Raw genomic sequence first — 21,790 nt, 5'->3', positions numbered from 1 at the left:
CTCCGGTCCGGAGAGCAGGGTAACCGCAACCACCGTCCGCCGATGGCCGGTGGGCGGCGTGGCGCTGCACCGCAGCTGTCCTGGTGGGGTGCGGGGCCGGTCACCGGGGCATCGGGGCCTCCCGCTGCCGGGGCACGGTGCCGTTCGCGGTCAGTCCGATGGCCACCGATTCCACCAACTGCTCCAGGTAGGTCGGGGTGAGCGGGGTCCGGGCGATGGCCAGCCGCCAGTACAGCGGGCCGACGATCAGGTCGACCGCCGCGTCGGAGTCGGTGTCGGCGGGCAGTTCGCCCCGCTCCACCGCCAGACCGATCAACCGTCCGCCGATCTCCTGCTGCTTGGCCCGCAGCAACTGCTGGAGGGTCTCGTCGATGGTCGGGTTACGGGCCGCCTCGGCCAGCAGGTCGGGGATGATCTGCGAGGCCAGCGGGTGGCGCAGCGCGTGGGCGACCACCTGGAACAGCAGCGTCAGGTCACCGCGCAGGCTACCGGTGTCCAGCGCCGGCAGCTTGCTGCCGGCGGCGGCGACCACGGTCTCGATCACCAGGTCGAGCTTCGAGCTCCACCGCCGGTAGATCGCGGTCTTGCTGACGCCGGCCCGCCTGGCCACCGCCTCGATGGAGAGCCGCCCGTACCCGACCGCGGCGAGTTCCTGCATCAACGCGCGGCGGATGGCCCTGGTGATGTCGCCCCTCAGCACCGCGGCACCGGCCGGCGCGCGCCTCTTGTCGCTGGTCATCGGGGACTCTTCGCACCTGTCACGTGGGCCAATGTAGCGCAACGACGGTACGGTTGCGTCCCGACGTGTTATGGACTACCGTCCACGCAGCGACGAGGCTGCCCCGGCACCGCGCCGACCCACAGATCCCATCGTCGCGCGCATCCCGCTGGTACGAAAGATCGGAGCGCCCTTCCCATGGCCACCACCGCGCTGGTCGACCCCGAAACGGGCCTGACCCAGGCGCAGCTGGCCGCTCGGCACGGACTACGGGTCGCCGGCGAGCGCCCCTCCCTGACCGAGTACAGCCGCAGACTGTGGGCCTACCGGCATTTCACCGCCGCGTACGCCAACGCCAAACTGGTCGCTTCGTACAGCAACGCCAAGCTGGGCCAGATCTGGCAGGTGCTCACCCCGCTGACCAACGCCGCGGTCTACTACCTGATCTTCGGCGTGGTGCTCGGGCAGAACACCATTCCGAACTTCATCGCGTACCTGACCACCGGGTTGTTCATCTTCAACTTCACCCAGAGCGCGGTGCTGGCCGGCACCCAGTCGATCAGCGGCAACCTGGGGCTGATCCGGGCGCTGCACTTCCCCCGGGCCTGCCTGCCGCTGGCCGCCACGCTGACCCAGTTCCAGCAGTTGCTGGCCTCGATGATCGTGCTGGTCGGCATCGTGCTGGTGACCGGCGAGCCACTCACCCTGGCCTGGCTGATGCTGCCCCCGGCGCTGCTGCTCCAGGCGTTCTTCAACGCCGGGGTCGTCATGGTGGTCGCCCGGATGGGCTCCAAGGCCAGCGATCTCAAGCAGGTCATGCCGTTCATCCTGCGCACCTGGATGTACGGCTCCGGGGTGCTCTACAGCGTCAAGCTGTTCGACCGGCTGCCGGACTGGGCCTCGACGCTCATCCAGTTCAACCCGATCCTGGTCTACATCGAGCTGGCCCGGTACGCCCTGTTGGAGCAGGCGCCACTGCTCAACGAGTCGCTGACCCAGCTCTGGCTGGTGGCGGCCGGCTGGGCGGTGCTGGGGGGGATCGCCGGGTACGTCTACTTCTGGCGCGGCGAACAGGAGTACGGCCGTGGATGACCGGTACGAGACGTCCAACGACGTCACAGTGACCCTGCCCCGGATCGTCGAGCGGATCCCCACCGTGGTGGTCGACGACGCGCACGTGATCTACCGGGTACACAAGGGCGCCGGGGGCGGAAACACCCCGGTGGCCGCGCTGCGCCGGCTGGTCAAGCGCTCCTCGGCACCGAACATCCAGGAGGTGCACGCGGTCAAGGGGGTCTCCTTCACCGCGTACCGGGGTGAGGCGATCGGCCTGATCGGCAGCAACGGCTCCGGCAAGTCCACCCTGCTGCGCACCATCGCCGGGTTGCTCCCGGTCAACCGGGGCGCGGTCTACACCCAGGGCCAGCCGTCCCTGCTCGGGGTGAACGCCGCCCTGCTCAACGACCTGTCGGGTGAGCGTAACGTCACCCTCGGCTGCCTGGCGATGGGCATGCAGCCCGACGACGTGGCCCGGATGACGCCGGAGATCATCGAGTTCTCCGGGATCAACCAGCGGGGCGATTTCGCCAGCCTGCCGATGCGGACGTACTCCTCGGGCATGGCGGCCCGGCTGCGGTTCTCCATCGCCGCCGCCAAGAAGCACGACGTGCTGCTGATCGACGAGGCGCTCGCCACCGGCGACAAGGGCTTCCGCAAGCGCAGCGAGCAGCGGGTCCGGGAACTGCGCGAGGGGGCCGGCACGGTCTTCCTGGTCAGCCACCAGCTCTCCTCGGTGCGGGACACCTGCGAACGGACGATCTGGTTGGAGTCGGGTGTGATCCGGATGGACGGGCCCACCGACGAGGTGATCCGGGCGTACGAGGCATTCGCCAACGGCAAGTAGTATTCCGGGCGCACGTACGGCATCGACCCGATGCCCCACGGACCGCGTCGTCCCGGGTGGGCGGCGCGGTCCGCGCGTTAAGGTTCATCCCGTCGCCAGGCTGGCGCAATCTTTCGTTCAGGGCGACCCCCGGGACGCGTGCACCCACCCCGAGAGTGAGGATCGGCAATGACGCAGGACCACACCACTGCCCCGGACGCCACACCGGAGACCCCGGCACCGTGGCGGCCCTCGCGGACGGTGGCGGTGGTGCTGGCCGGAGGCACCGGGACCCGGCTGGGCCTGGGCATTCCGAAGCAGTTGCTGAAGATCGCCGGCAAGCCGATCATCGAACACACCCTGGCCGTCTTCGAGGCCGCCCCGGAGATCGACGAGATCATCGTGCTGATGGCCACCGGCCACGTCGCCGACGCCCAGCAGATCGTCGACAAGGCCGGCTTCCGCAAGGTCAGCAAGGTCATCGAGGGCGGCGAGACCCGGAACGCCACCACCCGGGCCGCCCTGGACGCGGTGGGCGAGGGCGACGTCAACATCCTCTTCCACGACGCGGTCCGCCCGCTGGTCAGCGCCCGGATCGTGCGCGAGTGCGTGAACGCGCTGTGGAGCTACACCGCCGTCGACGTGGCGATCCCCTCGGCCGACACGATCATCCAGGTCGACGAGGACGAGTGCATCACCGACATCCCGGTCCGGTCCCGGCTGCGCCGGGGGCAGACCCCGCAGGCGTTCCGGTCGGGCACCATCCGGGAGGCGTACCGGCGGGCCGAGGGCGACCCGGACTTCGCCGCCACCGACGACTGCGGCGTGGTGCTGCGCTACCTGCCCGGCACGCCGATCAAGGTGATCGACGGGTCGGACGAGAACATCAAGGTCACCCACCCGGTCGACGTGCACCTCGCCGACAAGCTCTTCCAGCTCGCCGCCGCCCAGGCGCCCCGGCTGTCGCACCGCAGCTACACCGAGGAGCTGGCCGGCCGGACGATCGTCATCTTCGGCGGCAGCTACGGCATCGGTCACGATCTGGCCGAGCTGGCCCGGGGCTACGGCGCGCAGGTCTTCCCGTTCAGCCGCTCCAGCACCGGCACCCACGTCGAGCAGACCGGCGACGTCGAGGCCGCGCTCAAGACCGCCTTCGAGGCCACCGGCCGGATCGACCACGTGGTGGTCACCGCCGGCATCCTGGAGAAGGGCGCGCTGGCCGAGATGGACGAGGAGACCATGGACCGGGTGCTCCAGGTCAACTTCGTCGGCCCGGTGATCGCCGCCCGGCAGTCCCTGCCGTACCTCCAGCAGACCAAGGGTCAGCTGCTGCTCTACACGTCCAGCTCCTACACCCGGGGCCGGGCCCAGTACGCGCTCTACTCGTCGACGAAGGCGGCGCTGGTCAACCTGACCCAGGCGCTCTCCGACGAGTGGGCCGAGTACGGGGTCCGGGTCAACTGCATCAACCCGGAGCGCACCGCCACCCCGATGCGCACCAAGGCGTTCGGCGAGGAGCCGGAGCACACCCTGCTGGCCGCCGAGGCGGTCGCCCAGTCCTCGCTCGACGTGCTGATCTCCGACCTCACCGGTCAGGTGATCGACGTCCGGCGGGCCCCCGGCGAGCCGGCCCCGGTGCCGGCGCAGCCGACGGCGGCCGAGCAGGACCGGCTGCCCAGCGGCGTCGACGCCGGCTGACCCGACCCCCGGAGACGGTACGACATGCGTGGTGACCTGGTCAGGAAACTGATCGCACGGTGCCTGACCACCGGCCTGGCCGTGGTCGCCTTCCTGGTGGTGGCGTTCACCGGGGCCACCGGTTGGGGCCTGGCCCTGGCGGCGGCCGCGCTGGCCGCGGCTGCCGTCGAGCGTCGGGTCCGCCCCGACGCCGACATCGTCGCCGAGACGGTCCTGCTGGCCGCCGGCATCCTGGTCGGCTACGCCCGCCGGCTCGACGACGGGTTCGACCCGGTGCTGGCGCTGACCGCGCTGGTGCTGCTGGGCCTGGTGCTGCTGGTGGGGCCGCTGCGCGACGCCGGCAACCTGGAGATCCGGGCGGCGAACCTGCCGGTGCGGGCGTGGACCCCGCTGGTCGCCGCCCGGCTCGGCGGCGTACTGCTGGGGCTGCTGGCCGTGGTGGCGGTGGCCGCCGCGTTCGCCCTGCCCGCCGTGCTGGCGCTGGCCGTCGCCCTACTGGTGGCCGCCGGCTGCGGCGCGGTCGGCCTGGACCTGGCCCGGCGACGGTTCCGGCCCTCGGGCGGGGGCGGCCCGGTGGCCCGGGCGCTGCGGGCGCACCAGCCGGAGTTCCTGCTCTATTTCTCCGCCCCGCCCGGCTCGGAATACCAGGTCACCATGTGGCTGCCCTATCTTGAGCGGCTCGGCCGGCCGTTCCTGGTCCTGCTGCGCGAGCCGGAGTTCCTGCCCACGATCGCCGCCGCCACCCGCGCACCGGTGGTCTACTGCCCCACCCTCAAGGCGATGGACGAGGCATTGGTGCCCAGCCTGCGGGTGGCGTTCTATGTCAACCACGGGGCGAAGAACAGCCACTGCATCCGGTTCACCCAGCTCACCCACGTGCAACTGCACCACGGCGACAGCGACAAGGCCCCCAGCGCCAACCCGGTCTCGGCCATCTTCGACAAGATCTTCGTGGCCGGTCCGGCGGCGATCGAGCGGTACGCGCGGGCCGGGGTGGAGATCCCCGCCGAGAAGTTCGTCGTGGTCGGCCGCCCCCAGGTCGAGGCCATCGAGGTACGCCGGGAGGTCCGCCCGCTGACCGCCCCGACCGTGCTCTACACCCCCACCTGGACCGGCCACCACGCCGACGCCAACTACTGCTCGCTGCCGGTGGCCGAGCCGATGCTGCGCCGGCTGCTCGACCGGGGGGCCACGGTGATCCTGCGGGCCCACCCGTACACCGGGCAGAACCCGGCCTCGGCCCGGCAACTGGCCCGGCTCACCGAGCTGCTCGCCGCCGACCGGACCCGCACCGGCCGGCAGCACCTGTGGGGCGCGGCGGCCAGCCGCGAGCTGAGCCTGACCGACTGCGTCAACCGCTCCGACGCGCTGGTCTCCGACGTCTCCGGGGTCATCTCCGACTACCTCTACTCGGGCAAGCCGTACGCGGTGACCGATCTGGGTGTCGACGGCGACGAGTTCCTGACCCGGTTCCCGCTGGCCCGCTCGGGTTACGTGCTGCGCCGGGACATGGCCAACCTGGACGAGGTGCTGACCGGGCTGCTGGACACCGACCCGCTGGCGGCGGCCCGCTGGCAGACCCGCCGGCGTTACCTGGGCGACTTCCCCGCCGACGCGTACGCCGAGGGTTTCCTCGACGCCGCCCGGCGGGAGCTTACGCCGGGCGGGAACCCGCCGACCCCGCGGGGCACCCGGGACACCGCCACCCTCTCCCCCCACGCCTGACCCCGGCCGGGGCACCGGCCCGTTCGCTGGGCCCGGGTCCGGCGTTGATCGACTCAGTGGGGCCGATGTAGCGGCATCCGAGTCCGCTGACACCGCTACATCGGCCCACGGCGAGCGCCGCCCGGCGCACTGGCGGGGCGGGGTCGGTGGCCTCTACGGGAACGGACCGCCCCGGCACCGATGGTCGGGTGCCGGGGCGGTCCGGGGCGCGGGTGGGATGGTCGGTCAGGCGGAGTAGCCCCGGGTGGCGATCCAGTTCGCCAGGGTGGTCACGCTGACCCAGTACGCCGGCAGCGACGGGTCCGCCGAGTCGGCGATCCGCACGGTACGGCCGTTGTCCCCGTAGCCCACCGCGGCGACATAGTGGCCGCCGGGGAAGGAGTGCCAGCCGCCGTCGAGATCGGTGACGTCCCCGGCCACGTTCGCGACCACGGCCCGCTTGTCGGCGACCGCCGCGACCACGTCGGCCCGGAGCCGCTCGATCTGCGCGTCGCTCGGGGTGCCGGCGAACATCCGGGTCCGGTACGGGTCACCCTTCACCACGGCGTTGAGCACCCGGGTGGTGTCCTCGGCCGAGTTGGTGCCCATCTCGGTGGTGCCGAGCTGGGCGGCGAGGTCGTCCTGGCCGCGCTCGATGCCGGCCGCGCTGAGCGCGTTACGCACCGCCGCCGGGCCGCAGTAGTAGTAGGTGATCTGGGCCTGGTAGTCGTAGCGCAGGACCTTGGACGACGGCGGCTTCGGGGCCGCCCTGCGGGTCAGGTCCGGGTCGGCGGTGGCCCTGACCTTCGCCCTGGTGATGCGGGGCGACTGCGTCGGGCTCGCCGCCGGGGTGGCCGTGGGGGTGGCCGACGGACTGGCCGACGGGCTGGCCGGAGCGGGGGCGGCGACCCGGGCCTGGGCGCGGCTCGCGACGTCGTCGAGGCGGGGGGCGGACTCGGCGGTACGCCGCTGATCGGTCGGGGCGTCGTCGACGCCGGCGGCCAGCGCGGCGGCGCCGGTGGCCAGGACGAGAACCGCCGCCGAGCCGACGATCATCTGGTACGGGCGCTGGGTGCTCAAACGGCGTAGCTGTCGCTTCATGTGGTGCGTCACGGGGTGTTCCTCCACGGGGCGAGGCGGCCGGGCACACCGGACCGGCACGCGGCACAGACGCCACGCGCGGATCGGGTGTTCAGCCGCTCGTTCGGCAGGGACCGTCCGACGGGGGGCCGGGCGGATCGGTGGGGGCCGCCCGACGGCGATCGGGCAGCGGGGCGGACAGCCGGGTCAGCGCGTCAGGCGCGACGGTCCGGCGGCACCCCGGCACCGAGGTGGAGGGACTACCGAAGGGGTGGGGTCATGCTGCACGAGGAGGGAACTCCTTCCGCTGCCGCCGACCGGGTTAGCTGACGGATTCGGGCGGGAAGATCGCCCTACCCCGGGCCGTGGCCCGGAGATTCACCCCAGTGGTGCATGTGGGTCCCCGGTTCGTGACTCGCACGATTGAGCGGGTCGGCGCGGCGTCGCCTTCTTGCGATCGGAAACCGCACCGGACCGCAGCGACACTACTGGCCGGTTTCCCCCTCGCCAAGCCCGTTGAGCTGCGCAAACATGGGCCGGACGAGTCAATTTCGGGGCACTCGGGCACTGACCCGCCACGGGTGGGACGGCCGGAGCGCCCGGGCCCGTCCAGGCGACAACCGGACGGCCGGGCACCGACCACCGATGATCGGCGCAGTCGATGTGACCGACTGTGACCAGGTGTCCGGTTCCCACCCGCAGTGACGGCACCCACAACCCTCAGATAACAATTCAGTCCCGCTGACCCGCTGACCGGGTCCGACGTCGCCAACCGGCGGCCGGCCGGCCGGAAGTGCCGGGTCAGCCGACCCGGGCCGGACGCCAGCGGGTGGCGGGGGCCGGGCGGGTGGCGGACGTCGCCGGGCGGGGCAGCGGGACCCGGGTCGGCCGCCACCGTTGCGCCGCCGCGTGCGCCTCGGCAGCCAGCGACCGGGCCGCCTCGGCGGCCAGTTCGGCGTCCCGCCACGCCGCCCGTTCCCGCCCGGCCGCGGCCCGGTACGCCGTACGCCGGTCCTCGCGGACCGCGCGGGCCAGCATCACCTCGTGCTCGACCGGGTGCCGACGCGGGTCCCAACCGTCGCGGTGCGCGAAGACGTCCCGCAGCCGCTCCACCGACAACTCGCCCCGCCAGTGCGCCGCCACGGCCTCCTGGTGCAGCCACCGCTCCCGACCGGCGTACTCGGTGGGGGTGCGGGGGGTACGCGGGCTGGGCAGCGCACCGGCACCGGCGAACCGGCGGGCCAGCGTCTCCGCCTCGTCGTACGCCTGCCAGGCCCGTTCCACGGCGTCGTGGGCCGCCAGCCAGGCGGTGCGGTGGCGGCGGGCCGTCTGGGCGGCCCCGGAGGCGGCGACGGCCACCTCCTCGGCGTAGCGGCGCAGGTCGGCGACCGGGGGTGGGGCGTCGGATGCCGGCGCGGCGGCGATGGCATCGGCCGGTTGGTCCCGCTCGGGCCGGGCCACCAGGATGGTGATCCCGGTCAGCGCCAGGACGAGCAGCGCGGACCAGATCACGGTGGCGGTCGGGACCTCGATCAGGAACTGGGAGAGCACGGTGTTCACGGTCGACACCTCGCAGGCGGGATGCGGAAGGGGAGGCCGTACCGGCGGCGGGGACATCGGCCGGGCGGTGCGGGGGTGTGGTGCGTGGCGGAGGCGGTCGCGGGTGGGTCGGCCCCCGCGGGGGCGGTCAGTCCGCCGGGGGTGCCCGGGGGGCGGTGGCGACGGGTGTTCGACCGACCGGCACCGCCGGGGGCGGGGCGCTCCGCGCGACGCTGGCCGGCACGACGGCGTCGCGCCGGTCTGCCGTCGGCATGGCGAGCACGACGGCTGCCCGGTCTGCGGCCGGCACGGCGAGGGCGAGGGCCCGGTCCGCTGCCGGCACGGCGAGCACGACGGCGACGGCCCGATCTGCGGTGACCGCGCCGGCCGGGTCGGTCCTCTGCGCACCGCTGCCGATGCCGGCGGGGCGGCCGGTCGGGGCGGCCGGGGCCCCGGCCGCGGGGAAGGACAGCGACGCGTCGACCGGCAGGGCGGCTGCCGCCGGCCCCGGGTCGAACAGCGCCGACCCGGGTAGCGCCGGGCTGGCGACAGCGAACGCGATCGCGACGGCGAGGCCGGTCAGCAGCCGGGACCACCAGCGGGCGACCCACCACAGCGGACTGGTGGGTGCGGCCGGAAGCATATGTCCACGTTACCGCCGTGGTGACCGACCGGCAGCACCGCCGGGCGTGTCGCCGCGCCGACCACCGTGGACCCCACCCGGCCGGCCGACACCAGGACCCCGCCCAGGTCGCGCGGAGAGAGTCAGTGCGGGTCGCGCGGTCCCGCGTACTCGACGGGACGCCCGTCGCGTCCCCCCGCTGCCGACCCCCTCGGCCCCGGCAGCGCGGCACCGCCGCTACCGGCCCCGCCGCCGGGAGCAGCGTCGCCGGGAGCGGCCGGCACGGGTGGGGTACGGCGGCGGGGGGCGAGGCGGCGCATCATCGGGCTCTCCACCCAGCGGTGCAGGGTGGCGGCCAACGCCAGGTTCACCACCAGGAAACCGAGCACGGCCAGCGGCCCGGACCAGCCGGGCAGCCCCACGCCCCAGTGTCCGGTGAGCCGCAGCACCGTCATCATCACCAGCACGTGCACCAGATAGAAGGCGAACGACACCTCACCGAGCCAGATCAGGGTGCGGTGCCGCCACGGCGACCAGCGGCCCTGCACGTCCGCGCGGGCCGCCGCCGGGATGACCAGGATGTACGCCGCCGACAGCAGCGCCGCCCACATCTCCGCCGGGATCCAGTGCGCCACCACCCAGACGGCCACGAAGAGCAGGCTGGCCAGCGGCAGGCCGGGGCCCCGCCAGTGGCCACGGCGCAGCAGTTCGGCGGCGGCGACGCCCAGCCAGAACTCGGTGGAGCGGACCAGCGGGAAGACCTGGGTGAACCACCAGTTGGTGCCCTCGGGCAGCAACTGCTGGCCGGGCCAGAGCGCCAGGATCACCAGCGGCACCGCCACCACCACGGCCCAGAGCAGGCCGGAGTGGGCCCGCCGGATCGCCGGCAGCACCAGCGGCAGGCAGAGATAGAAGAACAGCTCGCAGGAGAGCGACCAGCTCACGTTGTTGATGCTGTAGAAGTAGCCGGGGGTGGGGTCCCATGCCTGGACGAGGAAGAGGTTCTCCAGCGCGGCACGGGGCACCACCGGGTCGGCGAACCACCACATCACCAGCAGCGCCGCCGCCCAGGTGACCACGTGGTTGGGATAGATCTTGGCGAGTCGACGACGCCAGAAGTCCCGCCGCCGGTCGCCGTCGCGCGCCGACCAGACCAGCACGAAGCCACTGAGGATGAAGAAGAACTGCACCCCGGACAGGCCGAGGGTGAACAACCAGTCGACCACCGCCTTGGCGTCCGGCTGGGCGACGATCCGCATGGTGCCGGCGTGGTAGCCGAACACCAGCATGGCGGCGATCCAGCGCAGCCCGGTCAGCGACGGCAGCCGGCTCAACGCCGGGGACGTGGTGGTGGGCACGCTGGTCACGCCGGGCACCCTACCGGCACAACCCACCCACGGTGACGCGCCGGGGTGGTGCGGATGTGCGGAAGGTGTACGAAACCACCCCACTGGCCTAACATCGCGGGACCCGTCGGTGTCGGCACGCCCATGGGGCAGATCGGTGCGGCCCGTCGGAGGCGCCCGGGGAACGAGGAACGGAGCAGCGCGGTGCACCAGCGGATCCTGATGCGGGCGAAGAAGGACCCCTTCGACGTACGCGGTCCCGAGGAGGCGTACGAGGGGAACTGGATCGGGGAGAACAACGGCAACCTGGTCTTCAGCCACGCCGCGCACAAGCTGCTGCGTACCTCCACCGCGCGGATCACCTCCACCGAGTTCAAGGTCGACCTGCGCGACGCCGACCGGATCAACGAGCAGTACGACGTGTACGTCATCCCGCTGGCCAACGCCTTCCGGCGCAGCTACGCCCACCGCATCGAGCTGATGACGAAGCTGGTCGAGCGGCTGCGGATCCCGGTGGTGGTGTTCGGGGTCGGCGTACAGACCGATGTCACCGGCGACCGGGAGTACCTGCGTCCGATCGACGACGTGGTCACCCGGTTCGTGCGGGCGGCGCTGGAGCGGGGGCCGAGCATCGGTGTGCGGGGGGAGATCACCGCGCAGTACCTGAGGACGCTGGGCTTCTCCGCCGTCGACGTGATCGGCTGCCCGTCGATGTTCCTGCACGGCGACCAGTTCCGGGTGGAGAAGTCCGCGCCGGTCCTGACGCCCGACGCCCGGGTGGCGCTGACCGTCTCCCCGTACGTCAGGTCGATGGCGAAGATCATCGCCTCGCACCAGGCCCGTTACCCGCACCTGCGGTACCTCCCGCAGGACCTCAAGACGCTGGGCACCCTGCTCTACGGTGACGCCCCGGAGGACCGGGGCAAGACCAGCGCCATCCCGATCCACACCTCGCACCCGCTGTTCACGCAGGACAAGGTGCGGATGTTCCTCGACCCGTGGACCTGGATGGACTACCTCGCCGGTTTCGACTTCGCCTTCGGCACCCGGATCCACGGCACCATCACCGCGCTGGTCTCCGGCACCCCCGGCTACCTGTTCGCGCACGACTCGCGCACCCTGGAGCTGGCCCGCTACTTCGACATCCCGCACCGGCTGATGAAGGACGTGCCGGCCGACGTGGACGCGGCACAGCTCTACGCCGAGGCCGACTACACCGCCCTCAACGCCGGGCACCGGGCCCGCTACGAGGTGCTGCGGGCCTTCCTCGCCCGGCACGACCTGGCCAACGCGTTCGACGACGGGGACAGCGCGGCCCGGTTCGACGCGCAGGTCCGCGAGACGGTGTTCCCCCCGGCGGTCCGACCGGCCGGGGCCTGTTCACCCGAGGAACTGCTGACCCGCGTCCAGTGGCTGCGCGACCGCAACGCGGCGCTCGGCGACGACGTACGGGAGCTGCGGGAACAGCGGCTGCGGGCCCGGGTCAGGCGGGCGGTCGGCGCACCGGTACGGCGGATCCTGAACCGTTAACCTGCCGCTCGACCGCTGTTCAGCAGCTCCATCTCCGCCGGATACGTCACGTTCCGTGGCCGTCCATACCCGTGCATCAGGGTGGCGGGGTGGTCAACCAGCCCGCGCCCACCCCGCTGCTCAGCGTCGTCGTCCCCGTCCACGGGGTGGAGGCGTACCTGCACCAGTGCCTCGACTCGGTGCGCACGGACGTACCGGCCGACGCGGCGGGCGCGGTCGAGATCGTCGCCGTCGACGACGCCTCGCCGGACCGGTGCGGCGAGCTGCTGCGCGCGTACGCGGCCACCCACCCGGGCGTACGCACGGTGCACCTGGACCGCAACGTCGGGCTGGGTCCCGCCCGCAACGCCGGCCTGGACGTGGCCGTCGGCGACTACGTCTGGTTCGTCGACAGCGACGACTGGTTGCCGCCGGGCACCATCCCGGCGGTGCTGGACCGGCTCCGGGCGCACCGCCCCGACGTGCTGATGCTCGACCACCTGCGGGTGCGCGACGACGGCCGGCGGGAGGTGGACGCGAGCAGTCACCTGCTGCGCGGGGCACCGGACGTGGTCCGCCTCGCCGACCGACCCGGGCTGCTGCGGGTGCAGCACACCGCGTGGAACAAGGTGGTCCGCCGGGAGTTCATGGCCCAACTGGAGCTGCGGTTCCACCCCGGCTGGTACGAGGACATCCCGTTCAGCAACCCGCTGCTCATCGGCGCGGAGCGGATCTCCGTGCTGGACCGGGTCTGCTACCTCTACCGGCAGGGCCGGCAGGGCGCGATCACCTCCACCCGCAGCGGTCGCCACTTCGACGCCTTCGCCCAGTACGACCGGCTGTTCGACTGGGTCGCCCGCCGGTATCCCGACGAGCGGCTGCGCGGTGAGCTGTTCACCCTGATGATCAACCACATGCTGGTGGTGGTCGGCAACGACGGCCGGCTGCACCCGCACCTGCGCCGGGACTTCTTTCACCGGGTGGCCGCGCACTACCGCCGGCACCTGCCGCCGGGCGGCTACCCCCGGCCGGGCGGGGTAGCCGGGCTCAAGCACCGGCTGGTCGGCCGGGACAACTATCTCGCGTACGCGGTGCTGCGTCAGGCGCACCGGCTGGCCGGTTGGCTACGCCGCCCGGCCGCCGCGCCGGACCCGGTCCCGTCGGTCGCCGGGCCGGCCCCGCTGGCGGACTCCCCCGCCGACCGGGACGCGCTGGCCGGTCGCGGCACCCGGTGACCCACCACCACCGACGCGGTACGCCGGCATCCGAGCCGACCCCGTCGCGATGCCGGGGTCCACACGGCTTCCGCGCCGCTCCCGCACTCCACGAGCGGTCGGAGCCGGCGCGTATCGATGGCCACATGGAGTCGGAGTCGCAGTCGGGTCGACGCGGTGCCGGAGTCGGCACCGGCGCGGTGCCGGTCGCCGCACGGTGCCGGTGGCGATAGCGGCGTGTCGACGACCGGCCATGAGTGACGAGTACAGGAAAAAGGGGTCGGAGATGACGATGACAGTGAAGATCGGGCCGCACCTGGTGGGGGCCGGGGAGCAGCCGTTCGTGGTGGCGGAGATGTCCGGCAACCACAACGGCGACCTGGGCCGGGCGCTGGCGATCGTGGACGCGGTGGCGGCCAGCGGGGCACACGCGCTGAAGTTGCAGACGTACCGGCCGGACACCATCACCATCGACGTGGACACCCCGGCGTTCCGCATCTCCGGCGGGCACGAGCTGTGGGGCGGGCAGAACCTCTACCGGCTCTACGAGCGGGCCCACACCCCGTACGAGTGGCACGAGCCGATCTTCGAACGTGCCCGGGAGCGGGGGTTGACCGTCTTCTCGTCCCCGTTCGACCCGTCGGCCGTGGAGCTGTTGGAGGGGTTGGACGTCCCGGCGTACAAGATCGCCTCGTCGGAGCTGGTCGACCTGCCGCTGATCCGGCTGGTCGCGGGCACCGGCAAGCCGCTCGTCATCTCCACCGGCATGGCGACGGTCGCCGAGATCGACGCCGCGGTGCGCACCGCCCGCGACGGCGGGGCCGGGGGCATCGTGCTGCTGGCCTGCACCGCTTCATACCCGGCCCCACCGGCGGACAGCAACCTGCGCCGGATTCCGGTGCTGGCCGACGCCTTCGGGGTGCCGGTCGGCCTGTCCGACCACACCCCCGGGATCGGGGTGCCGCTCGCCTCGGTGGCCCTGGGCGCCTGCTTCATCGAGAAGCACGTCACCCTCGACCGCACCGACGGCGGGGTCGACTCCGACTTCTCGCTGAACCCCGACGAGCTGGCCGCCCTGGTCGTCGAGTCGGCACGGGCGCACGCGGCGCTCGGCGGCACCGCCATCGGGCCGACCCCGGCAGAGCGGGAGGGGCTGCGCTTCCGCCGGTCCCTGTTCGTGGTCGCCGACGTGCGGGCCGGCGACGAGGTGACCGCCGCCAACGTCCGCTCGATCCGGCCGGCCGGTGGCCTGCCCCCGGTGGAGATCGACCGGGTCCTCGGCCGCACCTTCACCACCGACGTCCCCCGAGGCACCCCCCTCACCTGGACCCTCATCTGAGCACCACCCCTCTACACCCCCGCACCCCGCACCCCGCACCCCGCACCCCGCACCCCGCACCCCGCACCCCGCACCCCGCACCCATGATCAAATGACGAAAATGCACACGACACGCCGAGAAAACTCGCCAAAATTGCGATTTGATCATGGTGTCCGCGCGCTGAACATCGGGGCAGCACGAGCAGAGCAACGCACGGCATGCCGGGGCAGCGCAGCGCGGGGTGGAGCAACGCGGGACAGCGCCGGGCAGGGCAGCGGGACAGCGCGGGCAGCGCAGCGCGGGCAGTACCGGGCAGCGCCGGGCAGGGCAGCGCGGGCAGTGCCGGCACTGCTAGGCAGGGCGAGGCAGCGCTTGGCAGCGCCGGGCAGATCACGGCAGCGCGGGACAGCGCCGGGGTGAAGCAACGCAGGCGAAGCAACGCGGGGTGAGGCGTCCGAGCGGGGGAACGCTCAGGGGGCGAAGGCGACCGTGATCACCAGATCGGCCAGGCGCAGGGTGCGCCATACCGCGCGGGTGTGCGGGGGTACCGCCAGGCCGTGCCGCCGCCACCAGGCCGCCACCGGCACCTCGGCCAGTTTGCACAGGCTCTCCGCCCGGGTCCATCGCGCCCAGAAGTCGGCCGGCCCGAAGCGCGCGGCCAACGCGGGTGGGACCGCTGCGGCGGCTCGTTCGGCATCGATCGCCACCCGCCAGCCGGGAGTGGTCGGCCCGTACCAGCCGACGCAGCGCCCGTCGTCGAGATGGCTGCGGGTCACCGCGTACCGCAGCTCGGCGGGGGTACCGACCCGCAGGTAGCGTTCGGCGGCCCTCAGCAGCGCCGGCACCGGCCGCAACCCCGCGCCCCCGACCGGCCGAGCCGGGTCGGCCGCGCGTCCGGCCTCCCCGCCCACCCCGCCGCCGCCCAACCCCGACCCGAACCCGGACCCGATCAGCCCACCGCCAGCCGGCCCCAACCCCACCGGAACGCTGCCACCCATCCCCGACCCGAACCCGGCCGGCCCACCGCCAGCCGGCCCCAACCCCACCGGAACGCTGCCACCCACCCGCGCCCCGGACCCGGCCGTGCCTCCGGCGCCGCCCTCGTCGCCGGCACCAAGGTCGACGGCGCACAGGGCCGGCCCCATCGGAGCGCGGCCACCCGGCGTAGCTCCCGGTTGAATGCTGGCGACCACCACGAATCCGACCGGAACACCGCCGGCCGAACCGCATCCGGCCGAGGCACTGTCGGCCGGCGCGGACCCGGGCCCACTGCCGTCGGGCGGAGCGCCGTCGGGGTGGGCGCGGTCAGATCGAGGCGGCACCGTCGACCACGATGACCTGGCCGTTGATGTTGGTGTGCTCGCGCAGCAACATCCGCACCACCGGTACCACCTCGGCGGGCTCGGTCAGGTGCCCGGTCGGGGTACGGCGCACGATCTGGTCGAGCTGGGTGCTGCCCAGCACGGCGGACATCTCCGAGGCGAAGAAGCCCGGCGCGACGGCGTTGACCAGCATCCGCCCGCCCAACTCGCGGGCCAGCGACCGGGTCGCCGCATCCATGCCGCCCTTGGTGGCCGAGTACGCCACCAGGCCGGGGAAGCCGCGCTGCGCGCAGATCGAGGTGACGTTCACGACCCGGCCGCGCCGCCCCTGGCCGAGCATCCGTCGGATCACCAGGCGGGTGAGCTGCAACGGCGCGGTCAGGTTGGTCTCGACGATCCGGGCGATGTCGGCGGTGGCGGTGTGCGTGTGCATCGAGTCCTGCCCGACGGCGGCGTTGTTGACCAGGCCGTCGATCGGACCGAACCGCGCCTCGACCGCCCGGACGAAGCCCTGCGCCGCCGACAGGTCGGTGACGTCCACCGCGCCGACGTGCACCCGGTCGGGGTGCTCGGCGGCCAGCTTCTCCAACTCGGGGGTGACGGTACGGGCGAACGCGGCCACGGTGAGCCCGGCGTCGAGCAGGTCGGTGACGATGGCCAGGCCCAGCCCCCGGGACCCGCCGGAGACGAGGACCACGGTGCTGGGTGGGACGAGCGCGGAGTCAGACATCGCTCTTCAGGGTCTCCTTGACGGGGATCTCGGTCAGTAGGCGGATGCGGCGTGGCACCGCGTAGTCGGGAAGCCGCTCGGCGCACCAACGCACCAGCACGCCCTCGTCGAGCGGCGCAGCCGCCGTCGCGGAACCCAGCGGCACAGCCGCCGTCACAGAGCCACGCGGCGCAGCCGCCGTCACAGAGCCGCCCGGCGCAGCCGCCGTCACAGAGCCGCCCGGCGCAGCCGCCGTCGCCGAACCCAGCGGCTCTGTGGTGGGGACGACCTCGGCGACCACCATCCGGCCGAGCACCGGCGCGCGTCGGCCGGTCACCCGGGCCCAGGCCACCCGGGGGTGGGCGGTGAGCACGTCGCGTACGAGCCCGGCGGAGACCTTGCTGCCACCGACGTTGATCTCGTCGGAGTCCAGCCGACCGGTGATCAGGACCCGGTCGTCGACGATCTGCGCCCGGTCACCGGTGCGGACCGGGCCGTCGAGCCCGACGCCGTGGTGCGGGGAGGTGATCACCAACTCGTCGTCGCGCAGGGAGAGGGTGGGTCGGCCGGGGGTCACCCGGTCGAGCCAGTCGACCGGGAAGCCGGCCCGTCCGTCGTGCACCACGATCGACGCGCCCACCTCGGAGGAGGCATAGATCCAGGAGATCCGGGCGGCCGGGAAGAGCGCCCGGAGCCGGTCCAGGACGGCCTGGTCGACGGGTTCCCCGCCGAGGGTGAGTTGCCGCAGCGGCACCCGGGCCAGCGCTTCGGGGTCGCGGTGCAGGGTGCGTCGCCAGAACGTCGGGGTGCCGGAGACGGCGTCCACCCCGTGCGCGGCGGCCAGCGCCGGCCAGTCGTCCAGCTCGTCGGGGTCGACCACCACCAGGTGCTGACCGGGTTGGGTCAGCGACAGGGTGACCACCTGCCACCAGGCGTAGCTGCCCGGGGCGTACGGGCAGAGCCAGGTCCGTTCCGGCTGGGCCGCCCGCACGGTGGTCAACGAGTCGAGAGTGTGCCCGACCCGCTTGGGCCGGCCGGTCGAGCCGGAGGTGAGCAGCCAGAGCCGGCCCGCCTCCGGCGACCGTGGGGTGGCCGGCGGCGTGGTCTGCGGCACCCCGTCGACGAGCAGGGTGACGGCGAACCCGGCTGCGCGCAGTTCGTCCCGCATCGTCGCGTCGACCCGGGTGGGACCGGCGAGCAGCAGTTCGGTGCCGTAGCCGGCGTGGTGTCGGGCGACGGCGAGGGCGTCGGCGGCTCCGGCGGTGAGGACCGCGCCGGGTGACGGCAGCGCCGGGGCGGGCAGGTCGCGCCAGCTCCGGGCCACCCCGGCGACGACGACCCGGTTGTCCAGCCCGGCCGGCGAGGTCGCGACGGTCACTGCCGCTGGAGTTCGGCGAGGAAGTCGAGGACGTCCCCGACGGTGGCGATCCGGCGCAGGCCGGGGGCGTCGAAGTTCAGCTCCTCGCCGGTGGCGTCCTCCACCCGCAGCGCCAGCTCCGAGAAGTCCAGCGACCGGAACCCGATCTCCCGCAGGTCGGCGGAGTCGTCGTCGGGCAGCGCCCGGCCCTGGTTCTGCACCACCTGCGCCATGAGGTCGCGAATCTGCGCGCGACTCAATTCGTTCATGCGCCGGAGTGTACAGCCCGACAATTACCCCGCCCATTTACCCGGGTAGGGTCGGCCAGGGTCCACCAGGTGAATAAAAGGGGTGCCAGTTGCTGCGCGAGGCTACTACGGACGACGTTAACCTGATGTTGTCCTGGCGTAATCAGGAAACCAACCGGCAGGTCAGCAAGACCAGTCACGAGATCACCGCCGCCGAGCACGCGGCGTGGTGGTCGCGGGTCCGCACCGACCCGACCCGCCGCGTCCTGGTGTACGTCCACGACGACCGGCCGGCCGGCGTGGTGACGTTCTTCGACCTGCGCCTGGACGGGCCGACCCGGTCCGGGGCCTGGGGTTTCTATCTCGATGCCGACGGGCTGGCCGAGCGGGGGGCCACCCTGCCCGCCTGGCTGGGGGTGATGCGGGCGGCGGTGGACCACGCCTTCGACGTGCTCGCGCTGGACCGGCTCGACGGCGAGGTGTTGGCGCACAACACCGTCGTCCGACAGATGAACCGTCGTTTCCGGTTCGTCGAGGGCACCGGGCGACACGAAACGGTCGACGGCCGGGAAATCACCGTCGTCCCCATTTCCCTGACCCGGGACAATCGTCGCCGCCGGTGAGGTCGACAGATGTCCGGCGACAATTAACCGGTCGGCCATGCCCCGTTTACCGAATGCTGCACCCGGCGGGTGACGGACGCGGTGACTCGTACACGGTGATGGGTGTGTCTGCTTCCTGCTCGGCGGCGTTAATCCGCCTGCCCAAACCACGCATCGTGGACAGCGCGCAAGCCGTCATCCGAGGAGTCGGTCAACCGGAAGAACTTCCACGCATACCCGTACGGGTCCTCAAACTCGACGTACCTTTCCCCCCACGGTGCGTCCATCGGACCGGCACTGATGACGCAGCCAGCAGCCCGGCACCGTAGGGCCGCCTCGTCGATGTCCTCCACTTCGAGCCCGATGACAACGCCAAGCCCACGCGGACCGGCCTTCGTCCGACGCTCCCGCACGCTGTCCGGGAACGGGATGCCTACCAACGCGTCGACCAGCAACTGCACCGGACCCCTGCGGAGGATTGCCATCACGACACCACCATCCGCGCCAGGCACCGTGCCCACCGGGACGAAACCGAAGCTCCGATACAACGTCGTGGCCGCAGTCACGTCGCCGACACGCAGCCCCACCCGAACCGACGGCTCACCGCTCATACCGCGACGGTAGCTGGTCACCACACCGCATGAGCGCCTCACTCAACCTGTCCTCAACCTCTGTAGCGACGTGCCGGCAGCGCCCGGGTCAGCGGCGACGCCAGGCGGCCCAGTGCTGCTCCGGGTTGCCCCCCAACCGGACGAACCCGTGCCGGTCGCCGTCCCAGTCGTCCGGCGCACCGGGTGCCCACCGGACGAGGACCACGTCGGCGTCGGCCGGCGGGTTGTCCACGAACCACCGCACGTCGGCCCAGGTGACCTGGTGGCTGAGGTTGAACCGGAGCACCCACTGCACGCCGAGCGACGCCCAGACCCGGTCGCCGGGGCGTACCCCGAGGTCGGCGACCCGGGGGGTCGGCGCGGTCGCCGCGACCATCGGCCGGACCAACCGGTCGGTGATCACCTGCATGGTGCCGAGGTTCACCACCACCAGCGCGGCGAGCACCGGCACCCGCAGCCGGGGCGACCGCACGGCGGCGACCAGCAACAGGCAGCCCGCCACCGCGACGGCCGCCCCGGTGAACGGTCGGAACTCCCGCCAGCCCCCGGTCAACGCCATCAGGTCCGGTGCGCCGAAGCCGCCGTAGCGCAGTTCGTGTCCCCGGCCGGCCACCCAGGCGAGCCGGGCGGCGATCAGGGTGGCGCCGGCCAGCAGCACCCCTGCCGCGACCGCCGCCCGCCGCCACCGCACCCGTGGTGTCGCGGTCACCAGCATCGCCACCCCGACCAGCAGCCAGAACGGGGCGAGCATCTGCACGTACCGGCCGTAGATGGCGTCCAGCGGTTTGCTGGTGATGCCGGCCAGGATCACCGACGCGCCGGCAGCCACCCCGACGCTGGTCACCACCGCCACGCCGACCGTCCACCGGGTCGCCGCCTCATCGGCCGCCGACCCTCCTCCTGCGGCGGAGGTGCCGACCGGGGCCGCGGGGGTCGCGGGGGTCGCGGAGGACAGGACAGAGGCGGAAGCCGGGGCAGAGGCGGAAGCCGGGGCAGAGGCGGAAGCCGGGGCAGAGGCGGAAGCCGGGGCAGAGGCGGAAGCCGGGGCAGAGGCGGAAGCCGGGGCGGAGGACAGGGCAGAGGGGGAGGCCGGGGCGGGGATGGGACGGAGCAGGAGGCGGACGGCCCCGGCCCAGGCGATACCGGCCAGGCCGAAGGTGATGACCACCAGGTACCAGAGCTGGGTGGCGACCGCCGCGCCGACGCGCAGCAACCCCGCGCCGGAGGCGACGGCCCGGACGGTGCCGCCGCCGGGCGGGTCACCCAGCAGGTAGATCCGGTCGCCGAGCAGCCGGATGACCGCCTCGTTGACCAGCGCCAGCACCAGCACCGGCAGCACCGCCGCGAGCACCTGCCCCGGGGTGGTCCGCCGCCGCAGGAACAGCAGCAGCACCAGCCCGACGTGCACCCCCACGATCACCAGGCCCCGGGAGTGCAGCAGGTGGAACACCCCCACCAAGGCACCGACCCCGGCGGCGGCCAGCGGGCCGGGTCGGCGTACCCAGTGGTGCACGGCGAGCAGCCAGGCCAGCACCAGCGGCGTCAGCACGGCGTCGATCATCGCCACGCTGGCGTAGAAGACGGTCGCCGGGAGGGTGGCCGCGACGGCGGCGGCGGCCAGGGCGACCGCGCGGCGTACCGGCACCAACCGACGCACCAGCAGGTACGCCAGCGGCAGCACCGTCGCGTTCAGCACCGCGTTGATCAACTGCACCAGCCGGTAGCTGTCGGTGAAGTCCCGCTCGCCGAGGAACGCCGGGGAGATCAGCAGCGGGTAGCCGACCCGGCGCAACGGGCCGTTCTCGCTGCTGAACCCGCCCGGCCCACCGGCCAGCGCGCGGGCGGTGTGCAGGTAGCTGTCCTCGTCGGTGTGGGCGATGGGCAGCGGCACGTGCCGGGACAACCACATCCGCCAGCCGACACCCACCAGCCAGCCGACCACCAGCAGCACCGGCACCAGTCGTCGGCGTCGCCCGGTCGGCTGCCCGGACGGGTCGGCGATCGGGTGTCTCACCTCGGTGCCGGCCACCATGTGTCGCCTCCTGCTTCGTGGGGTGCGCCGGTCGCCGTCGGCCCGACCGGGCCTCGCGGGGGTGCGCCCGTCGCCGTCGGCGCGACCGGGCCGTCGCCGGACACGAACCGGTCCAACGGGTGCTCACCGGCCGCGCCGGGCCACTGTAGTCAGCGACGTAGCCGCTGGTCAGCCGGCAGCAGCCGGGTCGGCAAGTGTTCGCCTGCCGGGGGTCCGGCATTCACGGGAGCAGCGCGGTCGGTTCACCCGGGGGCGTCGGGGTGTTAACCCGGCCTGGT

At 73.0% G+C, this 21,790-nt stretch carries 19 protein-coding genes and 1 riboswitch; of the genes, 8 read left to right on the top strand and 11 right to left on the bottom strand.

Annotation, left to right across the window (positions count from 1 at the left end; translation table 11 throughout):
• Positions 1-100: 100 nt before the first annotated feature.
• Complete coding sequence (locus tag ACQP1S_RS09925) at positions 101-739, bottom strand: TetR/AcrR family transcriptional regulator (RefSeq protein ID WP_432905482.1); 639 nt, start codon at positions 737-739, stop codon at positions 101-103.
• Between the two features lie 177 nt (positions 740-916).
• On the opposite strand from ACQP1S_RS09925, the gene ACQP1S_RS09920 reads away from it, so the two are divergent.
• From ACQP1S_RS09920 to ACQP1S_RS09905, 4 genes are all read left to right on the top strand, one after another.
• Positions 917-1,810: an ABC transporter permease gene (locus ACQP1S_RS09920; protein WP_432905479.1), complete on the top strand. Its 894-nt coding sequence runs from the start codon at positions 917-919 to the stop codon at positions 1,808-1,810.
• Positions 1,803-2,621 (top strand): ABC transporter ATP-binding protein, encoded by an 819-nt coding sequence (locus ACQP1S_RS09915; RefSeq protein ID WP_091246753.1) that lies wholly within the window; start codon positions 1,803-1,805, stop codon positions 2,619-2,621. Before ACQP1S_RS09920 ends, ACQP1S_RS09915 begins: the two co-directional genes overlap by 8 nt.
• Before the next feature lie 168 nt (positions 2,622-2,789).
• A complete protein-coding gene (locus ACQP1S_RS09910; protein ID WP_091246756.1) occupies positions 2,790-4,298 on the top strand; it encodes a bifunctional cytidylyltransferase/SDR family oxidoreductase in 1,509 nt (502 codons plus the stop codon).
• A 24-nt stretch (positions 4,299-4,322) separates the two neighbouring features.
• Positions 4,323-6,023: a CDP-glycerol glycerophosphotransferase family protein gene (locus ACQP1S_RS09905; protein ID WP_432905475.1), complete on the top strand. Its 1,701-nt coding sequence runs from the start codon at positions 4,323-4,325 to the stop codon at positions 6,021-6,023.
• A gap of 225 nt (positions 6,024-6,248) precedes the next feature.
• On the opposite strand, the gene ACQP1S_RS09900 is transcribed toward ACQP1S_RS09905, so the two are convergent.
• The 4 genes from ACQP1S_RS09900 to ACQP1S_RS09885 all read right to left on the bottom strand — a co-directional run bounded on the left by ACQP1S_RS09900 (position 6,249) and on the right by ACQP1S_RS09885 (position 10,610).
• Entirely contained in the window at positions 6,249-7,115 is an 867-nt protein-coding gene (locus ACQP1S_RS09900) for a C39 family peptidase (RefSeq protein WP_432905472.1), read from the bottom strand.
• A 263-nt stretch (positions 7,116-7,378) separates the two neighbouring features.
• A riboswitch (cyclic di-AMP (ydaO/yuaA leader) is annotated at positions 7,379-7,522 on the bottom strand.
• A gap of 361 nt (positions 7,523-7,883) precedes the next feature.
• On the bottom strand, positions 7,884-8,642 hold the full coding sequence (locus ACQP1S_RS09895) for a hypothetical protein (protein WP_245722541.1): 759 nt from the start codon (positions 8,640-8,642) through the stop codon (positions 7,884-7,886).
• A gap of 127 nt (positions 8,643-8,769) precedes the next feature.
• The gene (locus ACQP1S_RS09890) at positions 8,770-9,264 is read right to left on the bottom strand and encodes a hypothetical protein (RefSeq protein ID WP_432905469.1); all 495 of its coding nucleotides are present in this window, start codon (positions 9,262-9,264) and stop codon (positions 8,770-8,772) included.
• A 122-nt stretch (positions 9,265-9,386) separates the two neighbouring features.
• Complete coding sequence (locus ACQP1S_RS09885) at positions 9,387-10,610, bottom strand: acyltransferase family protein (RefSeq protein ID WP_432905467.1); 1,224 nt, start codon at positions 10,608-10,610, stop codon at positions 9,387-9,389.
• 183 nt (positions 10,611-10,793) lie between these two features.
• Here ACQP1S_RS09885 and ACQP1S_RS09880 point away from each other — a divergent pair, with 183 nt between their 5' ends.
• The 3 genes from ACQP1S_RS09880 (at position 10,794) to pseI (ending at position 14,651) form a co-directional block, all read left to right on the top strand.
• Positions 10,794-12,119 carry a polysaccharide pyruvyl transferase family protein gene (locus tag ACQP1S_RS09880; protein ID WP_432905464.1) on the top strand — a complete coding sequence of 442 codons (1,326 nt, stop codon included), beginning with the start codon at positions 10,794-10,796 and terminating at the stop codon, positions 12,117-12,119.
• Between the two features lie 89 nt (positions 12,120-12,208).
• Entirely contained in the window at positions 12,209-13,333 is a 1,125-nt protein-coding gene (locus tag ACQP1S_RS09875; protein WP_432905461.1) for a glycosyltransferase family 2 protein, read from the top strand.
• A gap of 265 nt (positions 13,334-13,598) precedes the next feature.
• Entirely contained in the window at positions 13,599-14,651 is a 1,053-nt protein-coding gene (gene pseI, locus ACQP1S_RS09870; protein WP_432905458.1) for a pseudaminic acid synthase, read from the top strand.
• A 450-nt stretch (positions 14,652-15,101) separates the two neighbouring features.
• On the opposite strand, the gene ACQP1S_RS09865 is transcribed toward pseI, so the two are convergent.
• From ACQP1S_RS09865 to ACQP1S_RS09850, 4 genes are all read right to left on the bottom strand, one after another.
• The gene (locus ACQP1S_RS09865; RefSeq protein ID WP_432905455.1) at positions 15,102-15,776 is read right to left on the bottom strand and encodes a hypothetical protein; all 675 of its coding nucleotides are present in this window, start codon (positions 15,774-15,776) and stop codon (positions 15,102-15,104) included.
• 160 nt (positions 15,777-15,936) lie between these two features.
• Positions 15,937-16,683: an SDR family NAD(P)-dependent oxidoreductase gene (locus tag ACQP1S_RS09860; protein WP_363669023.1), complete on the bottom strand. Its 747-nt coding sequence runs from the start codon at positions 16,681-16,683 to the stop codon at positions 15,937-15,939.
• Positions 16,676-18,040 carry an AMP-binding protein gene (locus tag ACQP1S_RS09855; RefSeq protein WP_432905452.1) on the bottom strand — a complete coding sequence of 455 codons (1,365 nt, stop codon included), beginning with the start codon at positions 18,038-18,040 and terminating at the stop codon, positions 16,676-16,678. The genes ACQP1S_RS09860 and ACQP1S_RS09855 overlap by 8 nt, the downstream gene beginning before the upstream one ends.
• The gene (locus tag ACQP1S_RS09850) at positions 18,037-18,288 is read right to left on the bottom strand and encodes a phosphopantetheine-binding protein (RefSeq protein WP_432905449.1); all 252 of its coding nucleotides are present in this window, start codon (positions 18,286-18,288) and stop codon (positions 18,037-18,039) included. The genes ACQP1S_RS09855 and ACQP1S_RS09850 overlap by 4 nt, the downstream gene beginning before the upstream one ends.
• 125 nt (positions 18,289-18,413) lie before the next feature.
• Between ACQP1S_RS09850 and ACQP1S_RS09845 the strand changes: the two genes are divergently transcribed.
• The gene (locus ACQP1S_RS09845) at positions 18,414-18,890 is read left to right on the top strand and encodes a GNAT family N-acetyltransferase (protein ID WP_432905446.1); all 477 of its coding nucleotides are present in this window, start codon (positions 18,414-18,416) and stop codon (positions 18,888-18,890) included.
• Between the two features lie 128 nt (positions 18,891-19,018).
• On the opposite strand, the gene ACQP1S_RS09840 is transcribed toward ACQP1S_RS09845, so the two are convergent.
• Both ACQP1S_RS09840 and ACQP1S_RS09835 read right to left on the bottom strand, forming a co-directional pair.
• Entirely contained in the window at positions 19,019-19,480 is a 462-nt protein-coding gene (locus ACQP1S_RS09840; protein WP_328345460.1) for a VOC family protein, read from the bottom strand.
• 88 nt (positions 19,481-19,568) lie between these two features.
• The gene (locus tag ACQP1S_RS09835) at positions 19,569-21,512 is read right to left on the bottom strand and encodes a hypothetical protein (protein WP_432905444.1); all 1,944 of its coding nucleotides are present in this window, start codon (positions 21,510-21,512) and stop codon (positions 19,569-19,571) included.
• Positions 21,513-21,790 lie beyond the last annotated feature (278 nt).

This window comes from Micromonospora matsumotoense (assembly GCF_050951065.1).
GTDB classification, from domain to species: domain Bacteria; phylum Actinomycetota; class Actinomycetes; order Mycobacteriales; family Micromonosporaceae; genus Micromonospora; species Micromonospora matsumotoensis.
The sequence above is the reverse complement of the archived record's forward strand: the minus strand, read 5'-3'. Positions and strand labels throughout refer to the sequence as shown.

Excerpts from the sequence above, each read along its gene's own strand:
- ACQP1S_RS09925 (WP_432905482.1), bottom strand. The coding sequence starts at position 739 with ATGACCAGCGACAAGAGGCGCGCGCCGGCCGGTGCCGCGGTGCTGAGG.
- ACQP1S_RS09920 (WP_432905479.1), top strand. The coding sequence starts at position 917 with ATGGCCACCACCGCGCTGGTCGACCCCGAAACGGGCCTGACCCAGGCG.
- ACQP1S_RS09910 (WP_091246756.1), top strand. The coding sequence starts at position 2,790 with ATGACGCAGGACCACACCACTGCCCCGGACGCCACACCGGAGACCCCG.
- ACQP1S_RS09905 (WP_432905475.1), top strand. The coding sequence starts at position 4,323 with ATGCGTGGTGACCTGGTCAGGAAACTGATCGCACGGTGCCTGACCACC.
- ACQP1S_RS09890 (WP_432905469.1), bottom strand. The coding sequence starts at position 9,264 with ATGCTTCCGGCCGCACCCACCAGTCCGCTGTGGTGGGTCGCCCGCTGG.
- pseI (WP_432905458.1), top strand. The coding sequence starts at position 13,599 with ATGACGATGACAGTGAAGATCGGGCCGCACCTGGTGGGGGCCGGGGAG.
- ACQP1S_RS09865 (WP_432905455.1), bottom strand. The coding sequence starts at position 15,776 with ATGGGGCCGGCCCTGTGCGCCGTCGACCTTGGTGCCGGCGACGAGGGC.
- ACQP1S_RS09860 (WP_363669023.1), bottom strand. The coding sequence starts at position 16,683 with ATGTCTGACTCCGCGCTCGTCCCACCCAGCACCGTGGTCCTCGTCTCC.
- ACQP1S_RS09850 (WP_432905449.1), bottom strand. The coding sequence starts at position 18,288 with ATGAACGAATTGAGTCGCGCGCAGATTCGCGACCTCATGGCGCAGGTG.
- ACQP1S_RS09845 (WP_432905446.1), top strand. The coding sequence starts at position 18,414 with ATGTTGTCCTGGCGTAATCAGGAAACCAACCGGCAGGTCAGCAAGACC.
- ACQP1S_RS09840 (WP_328345460.1), bottom strand. The coding sequence starts at position 19,480 with ATGAGCGGTGAGCCGTCGGTTCGGGTGGGGCTGCGTGTCGGCGACGTG.
- ACQP1S_RS09835 (WP_432905444.1), bottom strand. The coding sequence starts at position 21,512 with ATGGTGGCCGGCACCGAGGTGAGACACCCGATCGCCGACCCGTCCGGG.